Raw genomic sequence first — 25,177 nt, 5'->3', positions numbered from 1 at the left:
TTACTGATAATGATAATAGACCTAGAAATAACCTTGCAAATTGTTAATTATGTTAATTTATTAAAATTTAAGTGAATTTCACACAATTATACTAAAACGTTTTATTATAATTGCTAAAACGTTTTACTTTAACGTTTGCGAAAAACAATTAAAACTTAAACATGCATTAATGGGAATTTGAAATTCCAGAAACACCGAACAATTATGGACAAAAACTTTAAAAGATTTATTCTGGTTTTTTTCCTTGCATTAGGTATGACATCGTTACATACCCTTTATGCACAGGGAGGAAAAACCGTTACGGGAACGGTCACTGATCCCGGAGGAATGCCTTTGCCGGGAGTTACGGTACAGGAAAAAGGAACCACCAATGGTGTGGCGACAGATTTTGACGGAAACTTTAGTATAGATGTTGCCTCTAATAACGCTGTACTTGTGTTTTCTTATGTGGGGATGACTAATGTAGAGCAGGCAGTAGGCTCTCAAAATTCGTTTACGATAACGATGGAATCGAATGAAGAATCACTTGAAGAGGTGGTTTTAATTGGTTACGGTTCTCAAGAGCGTAAAGCCGTTTCTACCGCTGTAACTAAAGTAGATACTGATGATTTCAATCAAGGTCAGGTATCTTCACCAGTTGAATTGATTCAAGGTAAAGTTGCGGGACTACAGATCACCAGAGCAGGAGGAAACAATCCTAATGGTGGTACAGCAATACAGCTTAGAGGGGTGACCTCGATTACCGGTTCTACTTCACCACTTATTGTAATTGACGGAATTCCGGGAGGTAATCTTGATTTACTTCAGCAAAATGATATCGAGTCCTTTGATGTACTTAAAGATGGTGCAGCAGCTGCAATTTATGGTACACGAGGGACCAACGGGGTAATTTTAATTACTACTAAAAAAGGAAAGAAGGGTAAGAGTACTTTTAATTACTCAAGCTTTGTTTCACGCGATTATGTAAACAGTAAACCAGATTTTCTATCGGCAGATCAATTTAGAGCTGCTATTGCAGACGGAATCATTAGCGCTAATAATGATCTAGGAGCTTCTACTGATATTTTTGAAGAACTGGTAAACCGTTCTAATCTTACACAGTATCATAACTTCGTTGCTTCTGGCGGTAACGAAAATGGTAATTACAGAGCTTCATTATACTACAAAGATTCTGAAGGTATTGCTTTGGAAAATGGAAGAGAAGAATTTGGAGTGCGCGCAAGTTTCAATCAAAAAGGACTTGATGACAAACTTACTTTTGCCTCTAGCGTTGTTGTTAATGTAAATGACGCAAACCTTTTAGGAGGTAATCAATTCGGTATTGTGACAGATTGGAATCCTACGGCACCTATTTATGCACCATTTAATACTTCTGAAGAAGGGGTGTTGTTCAACCAAGGCCGTTATGGTTTTTACCAGCCGGAGAACGGGTATAACCCATTTTCTGAATATGCAAATCGTTTTAATCAGCGTAAGCAAATTACTTTTTCAGGGGACGTAAAACTTGGGTATGAAATAATTCCCGGGTTAGTAGCTTCTGTTTTTGGTTCTTATCAAAGAAACTCTTGGAATGATCGCTTTTACCGTTCAACGCAAGATTATCAGCAGTATAACACCGGTAGTCCTTACTTCGGAACCGGGTATGCTTATAAAGGGAATCATATAGATTATACACAAACTGTAGAGCCTACGATCAACTTCACTAAAGATTTTGGAGATCACGGCTTTGAATTACTAGGAGGTTATAGTTATCAATACTCAACCACCGAAGAATATTCTATGGATAACAGTGGTTTTACCACAGATGGTTTTGAAGATTGGAATTTTGGTGCGGGTAACGCGATCACAGATACAGATTTGCCCCGTCCTAACTTATCTAGTTTTAAAGAAGATAATACGCTCATTGCTTATTTCAGCCGTTTGAGTTATAACTATCTTGATCGTTACTTTTTACAAGCCTCTGTGCGTCACGAAGGTTCTTCACGTTTTGGAGCCAATAACAAGTGGGCTAGTTTTCCGGCGATATCCGGAGGTTGGTTGATCTCTGATGAGAATTTTATGGAAGGTGCCGCTTGGGTAAACAATCTTAAATTACGTGCAGGATATGGTATTACGGGTAACCAAGGGATTCCTAACTACCAATCTATTGTGACTTTAGGAACAGGAGGTAAATACCCTGTATTTTTAGATGGTGCTGATGGTGCTACTTACTATCAAACCTATGGTCCTGTAAAGAACCCTAACCCAGATCTTAAGTGGGAAACCAAGAAGGAATTCAATATTGGTGTTGATTTTGGATTCTGGTTTAACAAGCTTAGTGGTTCTATTGATTACTATACACGTCGTACCGAGGACTTATTGCTGAGTTATGATGTTCCTCAGCCGCCTTTTGTACAGGGAAGTATTTATACAAACGTAGGGAATATCACCAATAATGGTTTAGAACTCGCGCTGAGTTACCGTGTGTTTGAAGAAGGAGATTTTAAATGGAATGTGGATTTTGTAGGAAGTTATCAAAACAACGAGCTTACAACACTTTCTAATCAAATCTTCTCTGTGAGTGAACTTTACGGAGGAAATATTGGTAACCCAGGAAACCTAGGGGATGCAATTAGAAATACTGAAGGTGGCCCTATCGGAAACTTCTACGGAAAACGCTTTGCCGGTTTTACTGTTGATGGTAAATGGTTATTCCATAAAGCAGATGGGACTATCGGAAGAGCCAGTGATATGACCGAGGAAGACAAGGCGATTATTGGTAATGGTTTGCCTAAGTATTATGCTTCTTTGACCAATACCTTCCGTTATAAGAATTTTGACCTTACCATATTGCTACGTGGTAAATTCAAATATGATATTTTGAACACCGTAGATTTATTCTATGGCAATCCAAGTTTGCTACCGGGTAACGTGCTTACTTCAGCATTAGGACAGTACAGCAACATCACTGAAGCACCACAATATTCAGATTACTATCTCGAGAATGGGGACTTTGTAAAATTAGATAACCTGACTCTAGGCTATAACTTCAACTTGGGAGAGAACAGTCCGTTTAGTGCATTACGATTATTTGGTAGTGCTAGAAACCTTGCAACCTTTACCGGATATACCGGCCGTGATCCTGAAGTACAAGATACCGGGTTGTATCCTGGTATAGATGACAGAAACTTTTACCCTAGAACGGTAACGGTCACTGCAGGTGTCAATGTTAACTTTTAATATTAAGAAGATGAAGAAGATAAACTTATTTCAGAAGGCTGCGTGCGCAATGGGAGTGTTACTTACTATTGGGTGTACAGACCTTGAAGAAACTACATATTCAGAACTTTCAGAATCAAACTTTTATAAAACTGAATTAGAACTCGTACAAGCTAACTTAAGACCGTTCACGCATATGCAGGCGTGGTTGGCTTGGTCTGGTCAAAATGGGTATTACTACCATAACGAACTTTCGGCAGATCAAACCGCTTGGCCTCAAAAGGGACGTCACGGTTACGACAATGCAGACCACATACGTCAACATTATCACACATGGACTGATCAAGAGGGGCGTTTAAATAATGCCTGGAGACTCATGTGGACCGGTCTAGGTTTTGTAAATACGGCTATCGAGAGTATTGAGGCTGTAGATGCAGCATCTATTGGAGTAACTCCGGAGCGTTTGGCTTCAATTGTTGCTGAAGCTAAGGTTTTACGTGCATATCACTATATGAAAATTATGGATATGTGGGGAAATGTACCTATTGTAACCACTGTAGGCGAGCCTAACAATCCACCTACTGCTTCTAGAGAAGAAGTGTTTGCTTTTATTGAGCAAGAACTTTTAGATAATGTTGAAAAACTTCAGCCACTTTCACCACAGCTTATTGGGCGTATGAGTAAAGCTGTTGGATATTCAATTCTATCTGAGCTTTACCTTAATGCTGAAGTATGGTCAGGTACTCCACGCTGGGAAGAAAGCATCGCGTATGCTGATAAAGTGATCAGTGGAGAAGGAGGTTCGTTAACCGGAAACATTGCGTTAGATCAAGACCCGTTAGGACCTTTCAATAATACAAATGAAGATTCTCCAGAAAACATCTTTCAGTTTCCATTCAGTCGTCAAAATGACTTTGGATACAGCTGGGCTTCGTTTTATATGGGCTTCTCTAATATGACTGCAGCTTTAGACGTAAACTACAGCGGTAATAATGCTTTTGTAGTGATTCCTACAGCGTTCAATGCATATCAGGAAAATGACATTCGTAAGCAAGAATGGTTTTTATTTGGACCTCAATATAAATTTGGTACAGAGGAACCTATTTTAGGATCTGAAGAGTATAACGGTGAGCCATTTATCTACGTGAATAACATTCGTAGAAATACTGAAGGACAAACCGGTGAAGGTTCTATGACTGATGGAGAAGAGAATAGCGGTGCGCGTTTTCATAAATACCGTTCTGGTAGACAAGAAGATCCTAACTATTTAGAAGGAGATTATGTGGTTTACCGTTTAACTGAATTGTACTTTAATAAAGCCGAAGCTTTGATGCGTTTGAATAATGGTAACGCAACTCAAGAAGCGGTAGATCTTATCAATGCTAGTAAAGTACGCTACTTTACTTCAGATGATTGGGCAGATGAAGCCTACACAACGACATCTTTAACGATGAGTGAATTGTTAATTGAGCGTGGTAGAGAGTTCATTTTTGAAGGAAAACGTCGTACTGATCTTATTCGTTTTGGTGAATTCACCACAGGATCTTGGTGGGATCACGAGCCTTCAGGAGATCTTAACTTGACGATCTATCCTATTCCATACAGACAATTACAAGCAAATCCTAACCTTGTTCAAAATCCAGGATACTAAAAAGTATATTATGAAAACAATTTTAAATTCTATAAAACCGGCGGTCGTGCTTCTCCTTATTGCGTTTGCATCCTGTGAGGGAAGGCGCGAATTTGACGCCATCGTTGAAAACGGAGTCAATCTTGATAATTATGACATCATTTTACTAGAGTCAGGAAATACGCTGGATGTTACAGCTACCTTTGAGCCTAATGTTGTTCCCCAACGCGATTATATCTGGGAGGTAGAAGATCCTAGTGTGGCAGACTTACAAGTAAACGAGGATAAATCTGTAACCCTAACCGCAACCGGATCTGGAGAAACTGTTTTGCGTGTTACGGCAGCAGATGACAGTTCACTTACAGATACTGCGCCGTTAAAAGTGATCGCAGGGCCTCCTGTAGATATTACAGATCAAAGTACGATCTCAGTAAACCGGGAATACAGCGGTGGAGCAGAAGGTCGTGAAGGATCAACTAAGCTTATTGATGGAGATTTGACTACAAAATATCTATCTGGTTTTGTCACTCCATTTTGGATAAATCTAGAGTTTGATGAACCTATTGTAGCGGGTTATTATTCATTTACTTCAGGTAATGATGCTCCAGATCGTGATCCACAGGATTGGGAGATACAAGGTTCACAAGATGGAGAAACCTGGATCACCCTTGACAGCAGAGAAGATTACAGATTTTCAGATCGTACTCAAACCAGAGAATTCTATTTTGATAACAATACCGCCTATAAATTCTACCGATTAGATATTTCTAGTAATGGTGGAGGCAGTTTGTTTCAAATGACAGAATGGAGATTATTCTTATTACCGTTCTAAGCTCAAGAATAAAAAAGAATCTTTATTTATTTGAAAAGATTTATTTAGCCCCAGCCGCCAGACATAACGTCTGGCGGCTTTTTTTATTAACACAATCAAGTAGTGTAAAATATCTTCAAAAATCCAATGGAATTAAAGAAGTTGCTTACGCAATAATTAATGATAAAAAACTTGAATAACTAAAACGTTTTACTTATTTTCACTTAAATTACAAAAATATCGTTTTCGTATATGCTACGCTTATTAGTGTTTAAGGTATTAAATAGCTAAAGTGTAGTGTTTTATATCCTCATTATGCAAAGAAGAACATTTATTCAAAATACGGCCTTAGCCGGAGGCTTAACCGTGATAAATCCTACTGGCCTTTTCGCCGAAAGTTTATTTAAAAAATTTCCAACAGTGCGTGTGCCGGCAGGGCAGCGTAATTTTGAGAGTAAGGCCATTGAAAAGGCGATTAAAGAATTTTCAAAAAATATTGACGATCAAGAGCTGTCTTGGTTATTTAACAACTGTTTTCCTAACACATTAGATACTACGGTTACTTATTCAAAATATAGAGGAGCGCCAGATACCTATGTGATCACGGGAGATATTGATGCCATGTGGTTGCGGGATAGTTCTGCGCAAGTGTGGCCTTATATGCAATTTGCAGACGAGGATAAAGATCTTAAAAACCTTATCGCCGGTGTGATCAATAGGCAAACACGTCAGATTTTAAAAGATCCCTATGCTAATGCATTTTATGACGATCCTGAGAAAAAAGGGGAGTGGACCTCTGATAATACCGCTATGCTTCCGGGAGTGCACGAGCGTAAATATGAGATCGATTCGCTTTGCTATCCTATTCGTTTGGCTTACAACTATTGGAAAACTACCGGAGACACAGCTCCTTTTGACAAACAATGGCTGGCCGCGATCAAGAATATTTTAAAAACGTTCAAAGAGCAACAGGAGAAAGACGGTACCAATCCGTACTCTTTCAGTCGAAATACTTCTAACGGAACCGATACGCGCTTCCTTCGGGGGAAAGGGTATCCTGTAAAACCGGTAGGTTTGATTTGTAGCGCCTTTCGACCAAGTGATGATTCTACGGTGTATTCATTTTTAATTCCGTCTAACTTTTTTGCAGTGGTAAGTTTAAATCAGGCTGCAGAAATGGTTGAAATGCTTCAGGATGAAACCGCTCTAGCAAACGAACTGAAAGCTTTAGCATCAGAGGTCAAAGAAGCGATTGCTAAATATGGTGTGACTGAACACGAAAAATACGGTAAGATCTATGCTTTTGAGACTGATGGTTTTGGAAACCATTTGATGATGGATGATGCTAACGTGCCTAGTTTACTTTCCTTGCCTTATCTGGACGCGATAGATGTGAACGATCCTATTTATCAAAATACCCGTGACTTTGTTTGGTCATTAGATAATCCATTTTTCTTTAAAGGAACAGCTGCCGAAGGCATTGGCGGACCGCACGTGGGTATGAATATGATCTGGCCGATGGCCATTACAATGCGCGGCTTGACCAGTACTTCAGATGCAGAAATTAAGGAGTGCATCAAAATGCTCAAGAATACGCACGGCGGAACTGGCTTTATGCACGAGACTTTTCATAAAGATGATCCTACTGACTTTACCCGCTCTTGGTTTGCTTGGGCAAACACCTTGTTTGGAGAGTTACTTTGGAAAATCTATCAGGAGAAACCCCAATTACTCAATTCGATTTAAAATAAAAAGTTGATGAAACACAACGCTAGCGCTTTCCGTAGGAAGATACTATTCAGTTTTGCAGTTACGCTGTTAAGTCTCACCAATCTTGTAATAGCGCAACAACAAGAAGTATACGTAGAAAATCCGGTGGCTTATGTCAATCCATTTCACGGGACCGCACCGCTCACAGATCCAGATTTTATAGGGTACACGCCGCCTGAAGGTTGGCGGGTTTGGGCAGGGTTAACCTATCCCGGCGCGACGCTGCCCAATGCGATGGTACAACTGAGTCCCATTACCCAATACGGAAGCGGCGCCGGCTATGAATATGAAGACGACGAAATTCTAGGCTTTACGCATACCAATAAAGGGCACTGGAATCTGTGTCATATTCCGGTTTTACCAATTGCAGAAAATGCTTCGGTACCTTTTAAATCTTCTTTTGATAAGGAGACTGAAAATGCTTCCGCCGGCTATTACAGTATTTATTTGAACGATTACAAGGTTAAGGTTGAGGTGACATCAACCTTGCGTGCGGGTTTTCATAATTATACTTTCGATGATAATTCGGCACATACAATTCTTTTTGATCTGGGACGGGCAAATCATCACGTTGACGAGTGGCAACTGCGACAAACCGGGCGTAAGACCCTTGAAGGATTTCAGCGCACGGGCGGTGATAAAGTTTATTTTTCGGTGGAACTCAGCGAGGCGATCAGCGAACTCCAGCAAGTAAACCCAAATACAGATAAAGGTTATGCAATCCTTAATTTAAAAGCTTCACCAAACCCGGTAACTTTAAAAATAGGTTTGTCTTTTGTAAGTACCGAAAATGCACGAGAAAATCTTCAGCAAGAAATAAGAACTAAAACTTTTGAGGAAATACACCAAGCTGCGGAAAAGACTTGGGAGGCTGTGTTGTCTAAGATCCAAGTTTCCGGGGGAAGCCAAAAAGAGAAAGAACTTTTTTATTCCTCGTTATACCGAAGCTTGCAGTGGCCGGCTTTGCGCAGTGATCACAATGGGGAGTTTACAGATGCTCAAGGAACGGTTCAAAATAAAGGCTTCCGGTATTATACCAATCCGTCGCTTTGGGATACGTATCGCAACAAACTGGTTTTATTGAGCTTATTATCGCCGGAAGTTACCGGTGATATCATTCAATCGCTGATCGACAAAGGAACTCAAAGCGGATTTATGCCTACCTTTTTTCACGGCGATCACGCTGCACCTTTTGTCACGCAGGCTTATGGTAAAGGCATTACCAATTTTGATGTAAAAAAAGCATACGAACTCCTTCTAAATAATGCATATAAAGAAGGTGGTACGCGACCACATATTGCAGAGTATATAGAGAAAGGCTTTATATCTGACCCTGATGTTGAAAATCCGCATGTAGAAACCAAAGCAAAAGCTGGTGTTTCAAAAACGCTTGAGTATGCTTACGATGATTACAGTTTGTCGTTGTTGGCAGAAGCTTTAAATGATGACAATCACGCCAAAGATCTTGCTCAACGTGCAAAGAATTACAAGAATGTCTTTGACCCAGAAACGCATTTTATGCGCGGTAAGCTAGCTGATGGATCTTTTATAAGTCCGTTTGATGCTGAATATCCGTATTATGAGTATATGTATCGCGAAGCCAATGCGTGGCAGGTTTCGTTTTTTGTGCCACACGATATGAAAGGTCTGGTAGGCTTGTATCCAAGTGAAAAGGCGTTTGAGCAAAAGTTAGATTCGCTGTTTACCTTACCGTGGAACCCTAACCATATTGCGCGAAATGTAAGCGGATTTTTAGGTCAATACTGCCACGGAAATCAGCCCGATCACGAGGCACCTTTTGCCTATTATTTTATCAATAAGCCCGAAAAATCACAACAAATTATAGATAGACTTTTAGCAGATTATTATGCAGTAGGCCCCACCGGCTTAGCATTTAGCGGGATGGATGATGCGGGGGAGATGAGCGCCTGGTATGTTTTTGCAGCTTCGGGATTGTATCCGCTATCACCGGCAGATAATGAGTATTTGGTAAGTCTTCCCGTTTTTGACCGCGTAAAATGGAATTTAGGTAGAAATTCATTAGAAATCTATAAAGAAGGAACATCAAGAACGCTAAAGCAAATTCAATACAACGGTAAAACGCTTGATGGCTATTTTATCGATCAGGAACAATTGATGCTTGGTGGCGATTTAAAAATAAACGTAGAGTAAAAGCAATTTTTATGAGGAAATTAGTCGGATTTTTTATCGTCGTTCTAAGCTTTTTAGAACCGGTTGTGGCGCAGGAAATCAGCTATAAAACGGTTGAAAACATCAATTACTACCCTAAAGCACTTCAGCAATCTGACACCTTTCTCACTTCACAAGCGCGTCTTGATATTTACTATCCTGAAGATAAAAAAGACGTTCCGGTGATCATCTGGTTTCACGGCGGCGGCCTCACCGGCGGCTCTAAAGAAATTCCGCAAGCTTTAAAAAATAAGGGCTACTGTATTGTTGGAGTAGGGTATAGGCTTTCTCCTAAAGTTAAAGCTTCGGTTTGTATTGAAGATGCTACTGCAGCGATTGCCTGGACGTTTAAAAATATCGAAGCCTATAATGGTGACTCAAAAAATATCTTTGTGAGCGGACATTCCGCAGGAGGTTATTTAGCCTTGATGAGTATTATGGATAAAAGTCGTCTTGCTAAATATGATATCAATGCTAATGATGTCGCGGGATTGATACCGTTTAGCGGGCATACCATTACTCATTTTACCATTAGAGCAGAGCGTGGCATTCCGGGAGAACAACCCATAGTAGACGCCTATGCTCCGCTTTATTTTGTACGGAATGATGCGCCGCCTACACTCTTGATTACCGGCGACCGAGAACTGGAAATGTTAGGAAGGTATGAAGAGAATGCTTACTTCTACCGAATGATGAAAGTCGCAGGACAGCAACACATAAAACAATACGAAATGCAAGGCTATGGACACAATATGACGCATCCTGCTTATCCCTTGTTATTGAGCTTTGTAGCTGAAAATTTGGTCAAATCTGAGCCATAAATACAGATTAAGAAGAAGTTTTTAAAGTTATTACTGAATCTAATAGAAATGTTCTTAGTAAAACCTTTTAGTTATCGTACTTTTGCAGGTTCACCAGGGACGGTATTATTAATAGTTTTTAGAGTACCAAACAAAGAATGAAGAATATTTACGAAGATGAACGGATTGTAATGACGCTTGATGCAGGAGGAACAAATTTTGTTTTTTCGGCATTGCAGCGGGGAGAAGAGATTATTCAACCTATCACATTACCTTCTAATTCAGACGATTTAGAGCGTTGTCTCAAAACGATAATTAAAGGATTTGATCAGGTAAAAGCCCAACTCAATGGGCGGCAGCCTGAAGCGATCAGTTTTGCATTTCCGGGACCTGCAGATTATAAAAACGGAATCATTGGTGATCTGGTGAACTTACCTGCCTTTAGAGGTGGCGTGGCTTTAGGACCTATGCTTGAGGAGATTTTTGAGATCCCAACGCTGATCAATAACGATGGGGATCTGTTTGCTTATGGCGAAGCGGTAGCGGGAATGCTTCCGTTCATTAATGAATCACTGGCAGCAGCAGGAATAAGTCGAACGTATAAGAATTTAATAGGCATTACCTTAGGCACCGGTTTTGGTGGTGGTATTGTGGTGAATAACCAGATCTGTTTAGGTGATAATTCCGCCGCAGGCGAAATCTGGCTCACTCGAAATTACATCAAGCCAAAAACCGTAGTTGAAGAAAGTGTGAGTATTCGCGCCATTCAGCGTGTATATACTGAGCAGTCAGGAACAACCGAATTGATCTCCCCTCGTGAGATTTATAAAATTGCAAGCGGGGAGAAGGAAGGTGATAAACAAGCTGCGATCAATGCTTTTGAAGAAATGGCAATAGCAGTGGCAGAATCTCTGGCCAATGCATTAGCGCTTATAGATGGTCCTATCGTAATTGGTGGTGGCATTGCGGGAGCTTCAAAATATATTGTACCTAAGATTATTGAGCATCTTTCGGGCTGTATTTATAATTTAGAAAATGAAGGTATGCCTCGTGCGATTTCAAAGGTTTTTAATATAGACGATCCTGCACAACTGAACGCTTTTACGGCTGATTCTGAGTATGAGGTTAAGGTGCCCTTTAGTACAGCAAAAGCGAAATACAATAAAGAAAAACGCATAGCTATCGGCATTAGTAAATTGGGCACAAGCACATCTGTGTGTCTCGGGGCTTATGCTTTGGCGCTAGATTATCTAGACAAGAAAAATTTGTATAAAGAGCTGGTGTAGAGCATTCACCAAGACATAAAAAAAGACCTGCTTTATAAAGCAGGTCTTTTTGTTTGATGCTATAAGCAGTATTTAGTCCTTAAGCGCTTCATTAATTGCAGTTAATGCCAGCGGCTCCATCACTTGATAACCTTCATCTGTAGGATGCACACCATCATAAGAAAGTGCTTCGGGAAGACCATTAATATCATCTACCATTTCAGAAAAATAATCTAGATATACCAGTCCTTTTCCTTCGCAGTAATACTTCAGCATCGTATTCAATTCTAAAATAGGACCTACAGAATCAACTTCAGGCTTCCACGGATATTTAGCCGCAGGAAGAATAGAAGATACGATAGGAACAATGCCATTGGCTTCTGCCAGTTCAACCATTGAAACCATATTGTCAAAAATTTGCGTTGTGGTCATCGGGCCCGTATTTCCGGCGATATCGTTGGTTCCGGCAAGAATGACTACCGCCATAGGATTTAGATCGATCACGTCTTGTCTAAAGCGCAACAGCATCTGAGGCGTAGTCTGACCGCTAATCCCACGACCGATGAAGTTATTTTTGGTAAAGAAATCAGGATCGCTATTGACCCAACCTTCGGTGATGGAGTTGCCCATAAAGACCACTCTGTTTTCTTTTGCATAGACCGAATCTACCTGTGCATTGGCTTCGGCATAGCGCTTTAAATTGGGCCAATCTTGTGCCTTTGACTTAAAAATACTACCCCAAACCATAAAAACAATACATACCGAAAGTTGGACAAATTTGCTCATAAACTTAGTTATAAAGATTTTTATTAGGTTTTCTGCTCATATAAAAAGTAAGCGTTCCACCATTCATAACCTGATCGTGCGTGATGAATGGTTCGGTGAGTTCTTGACCGTTCAATTCAACTTTACGCACGTATACATTTTTCTCAGATTGATTTTTAGCTTCAACCTTAAAGGTGTTTCCGTTATCTAAGTTAAGCGTTGCTTCCTTAACTGCAGGACTTCCTAAAGCATAATCTACAGATCCCGGAGCTACAGGATAAAATCCTAAACTGCTGAATAAATACCAAGCACTCATTTGACCAAAGTCGTCATTACCGCTCAACCCATCAGAACCAGTCATATACTTTTGCTTTAAGATCATTCTGATCTTGTCCTGAGCTTTGTAAGCATCATCGGTCCAGTTGTATAAATAAGCCACGTGATGCGAAGGTTCGTTACCGTGTACATAGTTCCCAATGATTCCCTCACGCGAAATATCTTCGGTGTTTTCAAAATACTTATCAGGCAATTCCATTGTAAATAAAGAATCTAAATGCGTGCTGAATTTCTCTTTTCCGCCCATAAGATCGATCATTCCTGCAGGATCCTGAGGAACGTATAAACTGTAGTTCCAGCTGTTTCCTTCAATAAATCCTTGACCGTGCGTGTTCAAGGCGTCAAACTCTTTTTTAAAGCTTCCGTCGCTCAATTTAGGACGCATAAATCCGATAGATTTATCATACACATTTTTCCAATAGGTAGAACGCTCGATAAATTCTTTATAGATTTCGTCACGGCCTAATTTCTTAGCGGCTTGCGCGATCGCCCAGTCATCGTAAGCATATTCTAAAGTTTTTGATACCGAAGCGCCACTTTTATCTTCAGGAACATAACCCATATCAATATAGTCGCCAATACCGTCAAAATAACGAACGCGCGCCGTCTCTACACAAGCGTCTAAAGCAGCATTCTGATCAAAATCTGCATTGCCTTTTACAATAGCATCTGCAATTACTGAAGCTGAATGATAACCGATCATACACCAGTTTTCATTAGCATAATGCGACCAGATAGGAAGCATATGATGTACACTTTGTTCTTGGTGAACCATCATAGATTGCACCATATCTTGATTGCGTTGTGGCTGCAATACATTGAATAAGGGATGCAACGCACGATACGTATCCCAAAGCGAAAAGCTGGTATAATTGGTAAAGCCATCGGCCTCGTGCACATTGCGATCAAGTCCCATATATTTTCCGTCTACGTCCATATAAACGGTTGGGCCTAAAAAGGCGTGATACATTGCGGTGTACAGATTTACTTTATCAGATTCTTCTAAAGTCTCTACTGTAACTTTTTGCAATTCTTTATTCCAAGTGTCACGGGCTTGTTGCTTTACGGTGTTAAAATCCCAACCCGGAACTTCTGCTTCCATATTGTTGAGTGCACCTTCGGTACTTACAGGCGATAATGCCATTTTAACCTGAATCGCTTCATTTTCTTCTGTATCAAAATCGAAATACAGTCTCAGGTCATTTCCTGCCATTTGTGGGAAATTATGCTCTTGATCAAAACGTCCCCAGAATCCGCGATATACTTGTCCTTTCTGCTTTTCCTGACCGTAGCTCTTAAAGGCTTTGCTGAACGTCATTGCAAAATAAACCTTACGCGTACGCGCCCAACCGCTGGTTTGACGATAACCGGTAATGGTCGAATCGTTTTCTACGCGAACGATCGTCCACACATTTTTCTCATCATAATTGTAGATTCCTGATTTTAGATCGAGAATAATGTGCGCTTGCTCACTTTTTGGAAACGTATACTGATGCACACCTACACGTGTGGTAGCTGTCATTTCGGCTTTGATACCATAATCTTGTAGATTAACGGAGTAGTAGCCTGCTTCTGCTGTTTCCTCATCGTGAGAAAAACGAGAGCGGTACCCGCTGTCCGGATTAGTCTCTGTTCCCGGATTGAGTTGTAGTTTTCCTACCGTTGGCATTACTAGAAAATCACCCAAATCAGAGTGACCGGTACCGCTAAAATGTGTGTGGCTGAATCCAACAATAGTTGAATCTTCATATTGATAACCGGCGCAGTATTTATAAACGTCAGGGTTGTAGCGCCCATTAACCGCATACGGAATCGTATCAGTATCCGGGCTTAACTGAACGCTGCCAAAAGGTACTGTCGCACCGGGATAGGTGTGTCCCATTTTTGCAGTCCCGATCATCGGGTCTACATATTTGGCAAGGTCTTCTTGTGCTTGGGTGTTAAAAACACCAGCCGCAAGTAAACTTGCGGCGGTGCATAAACCCTTGAATGTAATTCGTGTCATGTATTTAAAGGTCTCTGTATTTATTCGTTAGAAAGTGAATACGGGTACGCCGATTCTTTGGTTCCTCGAGATTTGTTAGGAGTATCGCTCATTTCATAATCTATGGTGGCTCCTTTCATCAATTCTTCGTGGCTTAACCAGTTTTTGTTATAGGTCTTTCCATCGACTTTCATCGATTCAATATAGCGGTTTTCATCGCTATTTTCTGGAGCTTTGATCACGATCTCTTTTCCATTCTCTAAATTGATCGTCATATTTTTAAATAAAGGAGCACCAAGAACGTACTGGTCTGTAGCAGGAGCAACAGGGTAGAAGCCCATTGCAGAGAACACATACCACGCAGAAGTTTGCCCGTTGTCTTCGTCACCGCAATAACCATCAGGAGTTGCCATATACATTCTGTCCATCGTTTCACGCGCCCAGTATTGTGTTTTCCAAGGAGCACCGGCGTAGTTGTATAAATAGATCATATGCTGAATAGGCTGATTACCGTGCGCATACTGTCCCATATCTGCGATCTGCATTTCACGGATCTCGTGAATCACCCCACCATAAACGCTTTCGTCAAAAATAGGAGGCATAGAAAATACAGAATCTAATTTCTTAACAAACTTTTCTTCGCCGCCAATTAAGTCTATAAGTCCTTGTACATCGTGAAATACAGACCAGCTGTAATGCCAGCTGTTTCCTTCAGTGAAGGGGTTACCCCACTTGAACGGGTTAAAATCTTCTTGCCAGCTACCATCTTCATTCTTACCACGCATCAAGCCGTAGCTAGGATCAAAAAGATTCTTGTAGTTCATACTACGCTCTTTATAGATCTCGATCTCTTTTTTAGGCTTTCCGATCGCTTTTCCGAATTGATAGATCGCAAAATCATCGTAAGCATATTCTAGCGTTCTTGCGGCGCTTTCATTTACACCAACATCATATGGAACATAGCCTAGTTCGTTATAGTATGGTGCACCGGCACGACCTACAGCACTCATAGGTCCTTCATTATTCGCACCGTTAACTAATGCTTCCCAAAGTGTTTCAGTATCATAACCTCTCAAGCCTTTAATGTATGCATCTGCAACTACAGAAGCCGAGTTGTTACCTACCATAATATTGGCGTAACCAGGGCTAGACCATTCTGGTAACCAGCCACCTTCTTTAAAATCATTGGCAAGACCAGCTTGCATCTCTTTGTTGATCGATGGGTAAGCCAGGTTTAAGAACGGGTAAAGCGCTCTAAAAGTGTCCCAGAAACCGGTACCGGCAAACATATATCCCGGTAAAATTTCACCATTATACGGGCTCCAGTGTACGATCTCATCTTTAGCATTGATCTCGTACATCTTATTAGGGAAGAATAAGGTTCTGTATAAGCAAGAGTAAAACGTTCTTACTTGGTCAATAGTACCACCACCTACATCGATGCGGCCTAGTTTTTCATTCCAAAGTGCTCGTGCGTTTTGTTTGGTAGTTTCAAAATCTTGTTTGCCAATTTCGCGTTCCAAATTCAATTCGGCTTGTTCAAAGCTGATGAATGACGAAGCAACTTTAGCATTGACTACAGTTTCTTTTTCCGTTTTAAAACCAACGATCGCTCCGGCGTGATCTGCTGTCATTTCAGCTTGACCTTTTGCCAGCGTATCATTTTGCCAAGTATTTACATCACTAAAAGGTGTATCAAACTTGATGACAAAATAGTTTTTGAAATTGGTCAATTTACCACGCGCATATTTTGTGGTGTAACCAATGATCTTGTTTTCTTCCGGGATCACTTTTACATAAGATCCTTTATCAAACGGGTCGATCACTACATACGAACTGTCGGCTTTTGGGAACGTCATTTTAAATTGTGCAGCACGTTCTGTAGGTGTAAGTTCTACAGTAACATCGTGATCTGCTAAGTATACTTTGTAGTAGTATGGCGTAGATTCTTCCGCCTTATGCGAAAACCAGCTCGCGCGATCATCCTGATTGAATTTCATACCACCGGTTACCGGCATTAATGAAAATTGTCCGTAATCATTCATCCAAGGCGATGGTTGGTGGGTTTGCTTAAATCCACGTATTTTATCTGCATTGTACGTGTATGCCCAACCGTGTCCCATAGGTCCGGTTTGTGGCGTCCAGAAATTCATTCCCCACGGCACAGCCACGGCAGGATAGGTATTTCCGTTTGATAAACCCGGGCTTGAGTCGGTTCCCATAAGCGGGTTAACATAGTCTACAGGGTTTGGTACCTCTTCTACCAGCGTTTCTTGTGCTTGCGTGGCAGTAACTAGCAATGTGGTACACAAACCTAAAAGTAGTTTTTTCATAAGCTTCAATTTGCGATTAGTGTGTATTTAGAGTGTTTGATTTATTTAGTAGGTTCCCAAGTGGTTGCGGCGTTGCCTTCTCCGATCACCGGAAATGAACTGATGCGTAAACGCGCTGCGCCCATAGGAATTAATTCAATATCTTCAGCCGGTTCTGTAGATTTTACGGGACTTGGCTGCAGTTCGCCTGCAAGACCATATTGGTCAATCGTCCATTGTGGGATGCGTTTTCCTTTTGCTTTGATCACAATAGGAGCAGCATCAACCGTAAATGGATAATCGTCTTCTGGCCACGACTTAGTTTCAATGGTGAACGAATCTTCAAGATGATCTTTGTCTAAAATTAAGCCATAATTCCACGGTGAGGCTGGATGAATCTCAAAAGAAGGCCATTTTTCTACATCGGCATCTTTTTGCCATTTTGAATCCCAAACTGCGGTTTGCGAACTGTTCTTCGTTGGATATTCTTCTTTTATTTTAAGCGAAAAAGTCAGCGGACCGTAATCAAGACTTACACTGTTATTATTGGCTTCCCAGGTTCGTAAACCTAATTCCTTCGGAAGGATTAAAGTAATGGTGTCACCGTCGTTCCATTCCCGCTCAATACGTAAATAGGTATTTGCTGAAGGATTTGCATCAAGTGCTTCACCATTCAATGCTACCGAAGCATTTTTGGCCCACGCCGGAATTCTAAAGTATAATGGAAACTCCACAGCTTCCGCAGTGTTTACGGTAAAGTCTAAACTTTCTGTAAATGGGTAGTTTGAGTCATTAGTTACCGTCACTTCTTTGCCATCACTCACTTTAGCCGTAACCGAACCTGCAGCATAAAGAACAGCCGCAAGACCGTTATCTGGCGTTGCCATAAAAAGATTTTCGGTAAAGTAGGCCCAGCCTTGTCCGTGGTTATGTTGGCAGCATCTTGAACTAAATGGGTTCATCATTAAAAACGGACCCGAATTCGCAATCCCCGGACTGTGGTTTGCATCATCATTCAACACCATATTGGGGCTGGTGATGTAGCGTAACGATCTAAAATCTGGCATTAACGCAGCAGGGTAGGTGTTAAAAGCTACCTCTTCAGCGTGGTCTGCCCAAAAAATATCACCGGTAATGCGCAGCAAATGCTCGTCGCTGTTCATTTGTTCTACCATTCCGCAGGTTTCAACTCCTTGACGGGGATCGCTATAGCCGGGACGCGCATTTTCATCGGCACCAAACATTCCGCCAGGCACCTGACCAAAATAATCTCTTATGATCTTAAAGTCGTCATAGGTGGCTTGCAGATCTTCTTCGTTTTTACTTAACTGATAATATTGCGCCGGTTCTCTAAAACCTTGTGCAATATTTACATTATGCCAGTCAACCAATTTGCTAAACCAGTCTGGAAATTCCATTCCTTCGCGGGTTTCTTTATGGTTGTGAATTTCGGCTAAAGTATTGTCGCGCTTCGACCAGTCGGCATTTGTACGGTGTAGTTTTTCGGCTAGATCCAGAAGGAATTTATCTCCTGTACGATTATACAACCAGATCACGCTATAAAGGTTATCACCACCGCGCAAGGTTTGCCAATAATGTACACCTGAAAGCATTTTATCATCAGGTACACTGTTTTGATACTTAAAGTATTTGGTCATTAAGTCGATCACGCGCTCATCCTGAGTTGCTTCATAATACGATTGCAAGCAATACAGCATAATCATATTAGACCAGAAGTCTTGAGAGCCATCGCGATCTGAAAACATTTTAGGACCAAAATTGCCATCTTCACGCTGACTTTTCAGCGCAGCTTCAAACCAAATTTGCGATTCTTTGATCATCGAAGAATCTTGCAAAATATAGCCGGTATTCGCATAGCCTTTTAACCAGTAAGGGACTTCTTCCCAGCCCCAGGCACCGGTGCCATCATCAGATAACCAAGCATTGTCGTCTTTTTGTAACCACGCGCTGATCTCGCCAAGATTGCCCATAAGGCCATCGGCTTGACGTTGCAGACTTTCTTTTAGCCAGCTTCCTGGTTTGATTGCGCCTAGCGGAAGTTTGATCAGCGCACTTGGAGCAAGCGGAGCGCGATTGCTTACATAATTTATATTTGTTGTAGCTACCGAAGGCTTATCTACAGTAGTTATGTCTATATTTTTATTTTGAGAATCATCACAGGAAAGTAGCAATAGACAACCTGCAAGGAAACTCAGTAGATTATATTTTTTCATTTTAGTTGTTTCTGGTGGTGTGTCCGGTTAGTCGAGGGGGTGAGCCTCGACGCCTTCATTGGTGATCTTAACGGTTTTAATACGACCGTTTTCGTCAAAATACATTCTGTCAATACAGGTTTCTCTAGAGTTCTGATCGGTCTCGTCTAAAGGTCTGCGGTGATAGACCATATAGTAATCGTCAGAATCTTGAGGGTGAATTACACTATGATGCCCGGCACCAGTAGCGATCTCCGGATCTTGCTGTAAGATCTTATCTTCTCTTTTAAAAGGGCCAAAAGGAGAATCAGAAATGGCATAAGCGACACTGTAATCAGGACCGGTCCAGCCACCTTCAGACCACATAAAATAATACTTACCGTCTTTGATAAACATAAATGGACCTTCAACATAACTTTCTGGTGTGATTTCTTTAAAGATCGTACCATCTTCAAAAGGAATGAAACCGGTGAAATCATCATTCAATTTAGCGACGTTACAATGTCTCCAACCTCCATAATACAGGTAGTACGAGCCATCTTTATCTTTAAACACAAATTGATCTATAGGCTGTGCACCATTGTGAAACTTATCAATTAAAGGTTTGCCTAAATGATCTTTAAACGGACCTTCAGGAGAATCACTTACTGCGACTCCAATTCCACCTAATTCATCGTCACTCTGAATATCATTAGCTCCAAAGAACAAATAATACTTATCATCTTTTTTAATGATGGAAGGCGCCCACATTGCACGCTTAGCCCATTTTACTGCCGAAGTATCTATAATGCGTTCGTGCTTTGTCCATTCGGTGAGATCGGGCGAAGAGAATACATCTAAAAATACTTGTTCTTCATACGGAGCAGAATAAGTAGGGTAGATATAATAGGTGTCATCAAAAATGATCCCTTCAGGATCTGCATACCATCCCGGAAAAACAGGGTTGTTGTTAGCAACTTCCTTTTTTTGAGCACAGCTGGTGAAAAGTGCCGAAAGAAGTAAAAGCGTCAAAAGTTTTTTCATAATTCTAAATTGAGGTTCTAAATATAATACATACAATAGTAAAACGTTTTAGTAGTGCTGAGAATTTTTAAAATTTTAATGGCGGGTGCTCAAGATTAAAGAGTATGAGATTTGCCAAATGATAGTTTACTACGTATTTCTTTTTGAGATAAAAAAATCTACTTTCAAAAACCTTGTAAAGGAAACGAAGGTCCAGAAAGTAGATTTCCTGTTCACAATCAGCTGTGTTGCTTCGGTGGGTATTAGCTTCTATATATTATAATTTCCACCCTTCGCGGTAATTACGCTTCACAAATTGATTTGCTTCTTCAAAATTAGTTACACGCATATTTTCTGCGTCCCAAAGCATTTCAATATAACGCCCCGGGTATTCTACGTTTCCATTTTCAAGTTCCTTGCGAATGTCAAAACCTCTTATAGCGAGATTGGCAATTAATAAGGTCTCTGTAAGTGGTCCTGCAACGCTAAACGGCGAACTCACTTCTTTTTTGCCATATCCGGCAAGAGCAGCTTCTACCCATTGCTTGTAGTGACCGCCTGCACCGCCGGGTACACGCTCATATTTTTCGGCAACTTGAGTGCGTTCTGTTTTTGAAGTCGGTAATAGTTGTGGATTTTCAGAATAGGTACCACACATCATTTTACCTTTAGTACCTACAAATAGCACTCCGTTTCCGCCGTCTCCAAAGACTTCGTTTGGACCCAATTCTTCTGGGCGAGCCGGCTGAATACCTCCGTCCATCCAGTGTAATTTGATGTCTCCTTTTGTTTTATCGGTTTTAGGGAAGGTCATTGTAACGTGACTTGATGGAGGGCAGCTTTCAGGGAAATAACCGCGCTTGAATTCATCTACATACACACTTCCTACGCTACATTGTACATCCTTGGGATATTTTAGGTTAAGCACACGCACAGGAACTTCAACCAAGTGACATCCCATATCGCCTAATGCGCCTGTACCATAATCCCACCAACCACGCCAGTTGAACGGTACTAAGCCGCCTACATAATCTTTATAAGGGGCAGTACCCAACCAAAGATCCCAATCTAGTTCGCTTGGGACTGCTTCAGGCGTTTGTGGCCACGGAATTCCTTGAGGCCAAACCGGTCTATCTGTCCAGCAATATACTTCTTCAATCTCACCAATCAAGCCGGCATCAAACCACTCGCTCATTAAACGCGTACCGTTGTTTGACGCTCCTTGGTTACCCATTTGCGTAACCACTTTGTATTTGTCTGCAGCTTCGGTAAGCTGGCGCGCTTCATAAATATCATGGGTCAGAGGTTTTTGCACATAAACGTGCTTGCCCATTTCCATAGCAGCCATTGCTTGAACAGCATGGTTGTGATCTGGTGTAGAAACAGAAACAGCGTCAATCTTATCGCCTTCTTTTTCTAGCATTCCGCGATAATCTTTATAGTATTTCGCTTTTGGAAAACGTGCTCTTGAGTTAGCAGCTCTACGGTCATCAACGTCGCATAAGAACGCGATTTCTGCCAAACCAGAATCGGCAAAACTTTTAATATCACTTTCTCCTTTTCCACCTACACCTATACCGGCAACAACAAGTTTGTCACTGGGCGCAGTAAACCCTACACCTCCTAATACGTGTCTGGGTACAATAGAAATACCTAAAGAAGCTATAGAAGCCTTTTTAATAAAGTCTCTTCTTTCGGTAGAATGGGAGTTCTTTTTTTGTTTCATGTTTTTGGTTTTTAATATTCTGTGAGTGAAAAAGGTTTATCTGTATTCTGTATGCCACGTTTCTTATTTGGTGTAGCACTCATTTGAAGGTCAAAAGTACCTCCGTCTAAAAGTTGTTGATAAGTTAAGTAGTTTTTTGAGAAAGCGCTTCCGTTAAGTTGAGCTGTATTGATATAAACGTTTTGTTCTGAATTATCAGAGGCGTTAATGGTAAAGGTTTTACCATTTTCAAGGCTAATCGTTGTTTTCTTAAAAACTGGACTTCCTACAACATATTCGTTAGTTCCCGGGCACACACTATAAAATCCCATAGCGCTTAAAACATACCAGGATGAGGTTTGGCCCTGATCTTCATCACCGGGATAGCCGTTTTCTGTATAATTATATAGTTTACCCATTACTTCACGGGCTTTTTGCTGGGATTTCCAGGGTTGACCCGAGTAATTGTATAAATAAATCATATGTTGAATAGGCTGATTCCCGTGGGCATACTGGCCCATTTCTGCCATCTCCATCTCGGTCATTTCGTGAATTTTTCCACCATAGGTTCCCACGTGAACGGTATTAGGTACCGTGAAAACAGAATCCATTTTAGCGTTAAAACGTTCTTCACCACCCATTAAATTGATAAGACCTTTGGGATCTTGAAATACTGACCACATGTAGTGCCAAGCATTCCCTTCAGTAAACGGGCCTCCCCATTCATACGCATCAAAATCAGGAACCCAAGAGCCGTCAGCTTTTCTGCCACGCATAAAGCCTACACTAGAATCCCATACGTTTTTGTAATTATACATTTGGCGACCAAATACATTCTCATAAAATGTATTGTTGGTCATTTTTGCCAAATTATATCCGCAAAAATCATCATAGGCATATTCTAATGTTTTAGCAGTGGCTTCACCATATTTAGGATAGGGCACATAACCCAACGTATAATATTCCTTATGACCGTGACGACCATTCGCCGGGCCCCACGGACCTTTTTCTGTTGCTTCGTGATAATAGGCTTCTAAAGCTTTTTGAGGGTCAAAGGTGCGTATGCCTTTTGCCCATGCATCTGCAAATAGGGTGATAGCATGGTTGCCTATCATACTCCCGGCTTCACTAGGGAAGGACCAAGAAGGCAACCACCCGCATTGCTCGTAGGCATCTAAAAGAGCCGAAACATACCTGCCGTGCATCTCAGGATAAAGAAGCGCATTAAGCGGAAACTGTGCTCTAAATGTATCCCAAAATCCGGTATCAGTATACATATATCCCTCGTGCACCTTGCCATCATAAGGGCTAAAGTAATAAGGTTCTCCGGCTTCATTGAGTTCATAGAATTTACGAGAAAATAAACTCGCTCTAAAAAAGCAAGAATAAAAGGTTTTCATATCCTCTTCAGAGCCACCCTCAACTAAGATTTTACTTAGATGCTCATTCCAGATTTGTTTAGCCGCGGCCTTAGTAGCCTCAAGGTTTTTAGCTTTACCTAATTCATTATTCAAATTACGTTGCGCTTGCTCCCGACTGATGTACGAAGAGGCAATTTTCACCTGTACATCAGCACCATTATTAAATTGAATATATGCACCTTTACCTTTGCCTTCTGCTGAGGTATTGCTTTCTTTTTTAGCACCATTTGTGTTATCCCAAGTACCAAAAGCCTTAAATGGCTTGTCAAACTCGATGACAAAAAAGTTTTTAAAGTGCTCAAAACGCTCCATCCCTCTGCCATTATGCACGTATCCTGAAATGCGTTTATTTTTTTGATCGATCTCAACACCGCTAATTCCTGTATAGCCGTCGAGCACTACATAAGATTTTTCATATTTAGGGAAACTGAAACGAATATGAACTCCACGCTCAGTGGGAGACATTTCGGTATTGACTCCGTTATCAAGATTTACTTGATAGTAATAGGGCTTCGCAGTCTCGTCATTATGGCTAAATCCAGATTGCCTATCATTCTCATTTAACTTTAAGCTTTGAGTTACCGGCATTAAGGAGAATACTGCATAATCGTTACTCCAGGAACTGCATTGGTGCGCTTGTTGAAAACCGCGTATGGTTTCTTTAAAATATTGATATTTCCATCCGTCACCATTAGGACCTGTTTGAGGTGTCCAGGTATTCATCCCAAAAGGAAGCGCTGTAGTAGGGTAGGTGTTACCTCTGGTAAGTTCAAATTTAGAATTAGTACCTTGAAGCGTGTTTACGTAGTCTGATAAGTTACGCTGTGCTATTATTGGCTGATACAAACTCAAACCAAAGAGCAGCAGGCTAAGAAAGAGTTTTTGTATTTGTTGTTTAAACACTTGCATTATATTAAAAATAAGCGTTTCACTATAACGTTTGAAATATTTTAATGGTTCAATATAAGTAAAACGTTTTACTTTGGTTTAGATTTCTTAAGTTAATTTTAATATTTAATAAAGGAAGCCCGAAAATTGCTTTACGGACTTCCTTCTCAACTTCAACTAAAAAAGAATTTACAGGTCTAATTTTTGAACCGGGCTAAAAAGCATGTCTTCCACACCTACGATCTTAACTCCAATGCGAGCAAAAATATAAGGCTTGGCATAGCCGTCTGGTAAAGCGGTACTGCCGCTAAGGTTACCAGAACCCACGGTCATATCACTCCATACCCTATGATAATCTCCGTTATTAGAGACTTGTTCTGTATCGTTAAGATATAATCTGGCAAACTCAATAGCTCTTGCATCTGCGTCTGTAATGATCTGATCGTAATTGGCAGCGGCGTCAACCGCAGTGCTGCTTGCGCTAAAGGTTTCGCCACTAAGCATATAGTAGGGCAGCACCTCAATATCCATTTCAGTATTTCCGCGTAGCGAAATAAAAATAGTATCGCCTTGTTGCTCGTTCACTTCATAGGCTTTAAACGGTCCTTGACCATTAATGAACTTCAGTTTATAATCCCCGTCAAAAAAGCGTCCACTAAAAGAGCCATCTAGATCCAGATGCATATCTAGTGGAGCTAAGGCTCCAAAACCGGGTTGAAAGAGCTGAAAACGTACTTCGCGCGCACCAACTTCAATAGGCTCCCCGTTGTACACGATGTTTCCGGTGAAAAAGGATTCCGGCTCGTCATAGTTGTCAATTTCGCAGGATGCAAAGAGCAATGCTGTCGCTGCTAAGTATATATAATTTGTGATTTTCATAATCTTAG

General features: G+C 40.9%; 15 protein-coding genes. 7 read left to right on the top strand and 8 right to left on the bottom strand.

Going from position 1 to position 25,177, the window contains the following annotated elements; genetic code table 11:
• Positions 1-204: 204 nt before the first annotated feature.
• The 7 genes from HCN54_RS10225 to HCN54_RS10195 all read left to right on the top strand — a co-directional run bounded on the left by HCN54_RS10225 (position 205) and on the right by HCN54_RS10195 (position 11,685).
• Positions 205-3,219, top strand: a complete 3,015-nt coding sequence (locus HCN54_RS10225) for a SusC/RagA family TonB-linked outer membrane protein (RefSeq protein WP_167597715.1) — start codon at positions 205-207, stop codon at positions 3,217-3,219.
• 10 nt (positions 3,220-3,229) lie between these two features.
• A complete protein-coding gene (locus HCN54_RS10220; RefSeq protein WP_240924857.1) occupies positions 3,230-4,849 on the top strand; it encodes a RagB/SusD family nutrient uptake outer membrane protein in 1,620 nt (539 codons plus the stop codon).
• A gap of 10 nt (positions 4,850-4,859) precedes the next feature.
• Positions 4,860-5,660 (top strand): discoidin domain-containing protein, encoded by an 801-nt coding sequence (locus tag HCN54_RS10215; protein WP_167597714.1) that lies wholly within the window; start codon positions 4,860-4,862, stop codon positions 5,658-5,660.
• Between the two features lie 294 nt (positions 5,661-5,954).
• Entirely contained in the window at positions 5,955-7,385 is a 1,431-nt protein-coding gene (locus tag HCN54_RS10210) for a glycoside hydrolase family 125 protein (RefSeq protein ID WP_167597713.1), read from the top strand.
• A gap of 12 nt (positions 7,386-7,397) precedes the next feature.
• Positions 7,398-9,581: a GH92 family glycosyl hydrolase gene (locus HCN54_RS10205; protein ID WP_205881683.1), complete on the top strand. Its 2,184-nt coding sequence runs from the start codon at positions 7,398-7,400 to the stop codon at positions 9,579-9,581.
• Positions 9,582-9,592: 11 nt separating this feature from the next.
• Positions 9,593-10,420, top strand: a complete 828-nt coding sequence (locus HCN54_RS10200) for an alpha/beta hydrolase (protein ID WP_167597712.1) — start codon at positions 9,593-9,595, stop codon at positions 10,418-10,420.
• 137 nt (positions 10,421-10,557) lie between these two features.
• On the top strand, positions 10,558-11,685 hold the full coding sequence (locus HCN54_RS10195; protein WP_240924855.1) for an ROK family protein: 1,128 nt from the start codon (positions 10,558-10,560) through the stop codon (positions 11,683-11,685).
• 72 nt (positions 11,686-11,757) lie between these two features.
• On the opposite strand, the gene HCN54_RS10190 is transcribed toward HCN54_RS10195, so the two are convergent.
• From HCN54_RS10190 to HCN54_RS10155, 8 genes are all read right to left on the bottom strand, one after another.
• Positions 11,758-12,450, bottom strand: coding sequence for an SGNH/GDSL hydrolase family protein (locus HCN54_RS10190; protein ID WP_205881682.1), 693 nt, complete (start codon positions 12,448-12,450; stop codon positions 11,758-11,760).
• Between the two features lie 4 nt (positions 12,451-12,454).
• Positions 12,455-14,770, bottom strand: coding sequence for a GH92 family glycosyl hydrolase (locus tag HCN54_RS10185; protein WP_167597711.1), 2,316 nt, complete (start codon positions 14,768-14,770; stop codon positions 12,455-12,457).
• Positions 14,771-14,790: 20 nt separating this feature from the next.
• On the bottom strand, positions 14,791-17,082 hold the full coding sequence (locus tag HCN54_RS10180) for a GH92 family glycosyl hydrolase (RefSeq protein WP_167597710.1): 2,292 nt from the start codon (positions 17,080-17,082) through the stop codon (positions 14,791-14,793).
• 41 nt (positions 17,083-17,123) lie between these two features.
• Positions 17,124-19,295 (bottom strand): beta-L-arabinofuranosidase domain-containing protein, encoded by a 2,172-nt coding sequence (locus tag HCN54_RS10175; RefSeq protein WP_167597709.1) that lies wholly within the window; start codon positions 19,293-19,295, stop codon positions 17,124-17,126.
• A gap of 27 nt (positions 19,296-19,322) precedes the next feature.
• Positions 19,323-20,297: a glycoside hydrolase family 43 protein gene (locus tag HCN54_RS10170; protein ID WP_167597708.1), complete on the bottom strand. Its 975-nt coding sequence runs from the start codon at positions 20,295-20,297 to the stop codon at positions 19,323-19,325.
• Positions 20,298-20,553: 256 nt separating this feature from the next.
• Positions 20,554-22,002 carry a Gfo/Idh/MocA family protein gene (locus HCN54_RS10165; RefSeq protein WP_167597707.1) on the bottom strand — a complete coding sequence of 483 codons (1,449 nt, stop codon included), beginning with the start codon at positions 22,000-22,002 and terminating at the stop codon, positions 20,554-20,556.
• 11 nt (positions 22,003-22,013) lie between these two features.
• The gene (locus tag HCN54_RS10160) at positions 22,014-24,305 is read right to left on the bottom strand and encodes a GH92 family glycosyl hydrolase (RefSeq protein WP_240924854.1); all 2,292 of its coding nucleotides are present in this window, start codon (positions 24,303-24,305) and stop codon (positions 22,014-22,016) included.
• Positions 24,306-24,479: 174 nt separating this feature from the next.
• Entirely contained in the window at positions 24,480-25,169 is a 690-nt protein-coding gene (locus HCN54_RS10155) for a DUF3823 domain-containing protein (RefSeq protein ID WP_072980083.1), read from the bottom strand.
• Positions 25,170-25,177 lie beyond the last annotated feature (8 nt).

This window comes from Leeuwenhoekiella sp. ZYFB001, assembly GCF_011784865.1.
GTDB lineage: Bacteria > Bacteroidota > Bacteroidia > Flavobacteriales > Flavobacteriaceae > Leeuwenhoekiella > Leeuwenhoekiella palythoae.
This window is presented reverse-complemented; position numbering and strand designations above follow the sequence as displayed.

Bases quoted from the DNA above. Each gene is read 5' to 3' on its own strand.
- HCN54_RS10215 (WP_167597714.1), top strand. From the start codon at position 4,860: ATGAAAACAATTTTAAATTCTATAAAACCGGCGGTCGTGCTTCTCCTT.
- HCN54_RS10185 (WP_167597711.1), bottom strand. From the start codon at position 14,770: ATGACACGAATTACATTCAAGGGTTTATGCACCGCCGCAAGTTTACTT.
- HCN54_RS10190 (WP_205881682.1), bottom strand. From the start codon at position 12,450: ATGAGCAAATTTGTCCAACTTTCGGTATGTATTGTTTTTATGGTTTGG.
- HCN54_RS10180 (WP_167597710.1), bottom strand. From the start codon at position 17,082: ATGAAAAAACTACTTTTAGGTTTGTGTACCACATTGCTAGTTACTGCC.
- HCN54_RS10205 (WP_205881683.1), top strand. From the start codon at position 7,398: ATGAAACACAACGCTAGCGCTTTCCGTAGGAAGATACTATTCAGTTTT.
- HCN54_RS10195 (WP_240924855.1), top strand. From the start codon at position 10,558: ATGAAGAATATTTACGAAGATGAACGGATTGTAATGACGCTTGATGCA.
- HCN54_RS10170 (WP_167597708.1), bottom strand. From the start codon at position 20,297: ATGAAAAAACTTTTGACGCTTTTACTTCTTTCGGCACTTTTCACCAGC.
- HCN54_RS10175 (WP_167597709.1), bottom strand. From the start codon at position 19,295: ATGAAAAAATATAATCTACTGAGTTTCCTTGCAGGTTGTCTATTGCTA.
- HCN54_RS10155 (WP_072980083.1), bottom strand. From the start codon at position 25,169: ATGAAAATCACAAATTATATATACTTAGCAGCGACAGCATTGCTCTTT.
- HCN54_RS10210 (WP_167597713.1), top strand. From the start codon at position 5,955: ATGCAAAGAAGAACATTTATTCAAAATACGGCCTTAGCCGGAGGCTTA.
- HCN54_RS10165 (WP_167597707.1), bottom strand. From the start codon at position 22,002: ATGAAACAAAAAAAGAACTCCCATTCTACCGAAAGAAGAGACTTTATT.
- HCN54_RS10220 (WP_240924857.1), top strand. From the start codon at position 3,230: ATGAAGAAGATAAACTTATTTCAGAAGGCTGCGTGCGCAATGGGAGTG.
- HCN54_RS10200 (WP_167597712.1), top strand. From the start codon at position 9,593: ATGAGGAAATTAGTCGGATTTTTTATCGTCGTTCTAAGCTTTTTAGAA.
- HCN54_RS10225 (WP_167597715.1), top strand. From the start codon at position 205: ATGGACAAAAACTTTAAAAGATTTATTCTGGTTTTTTTCCTTGCATTA.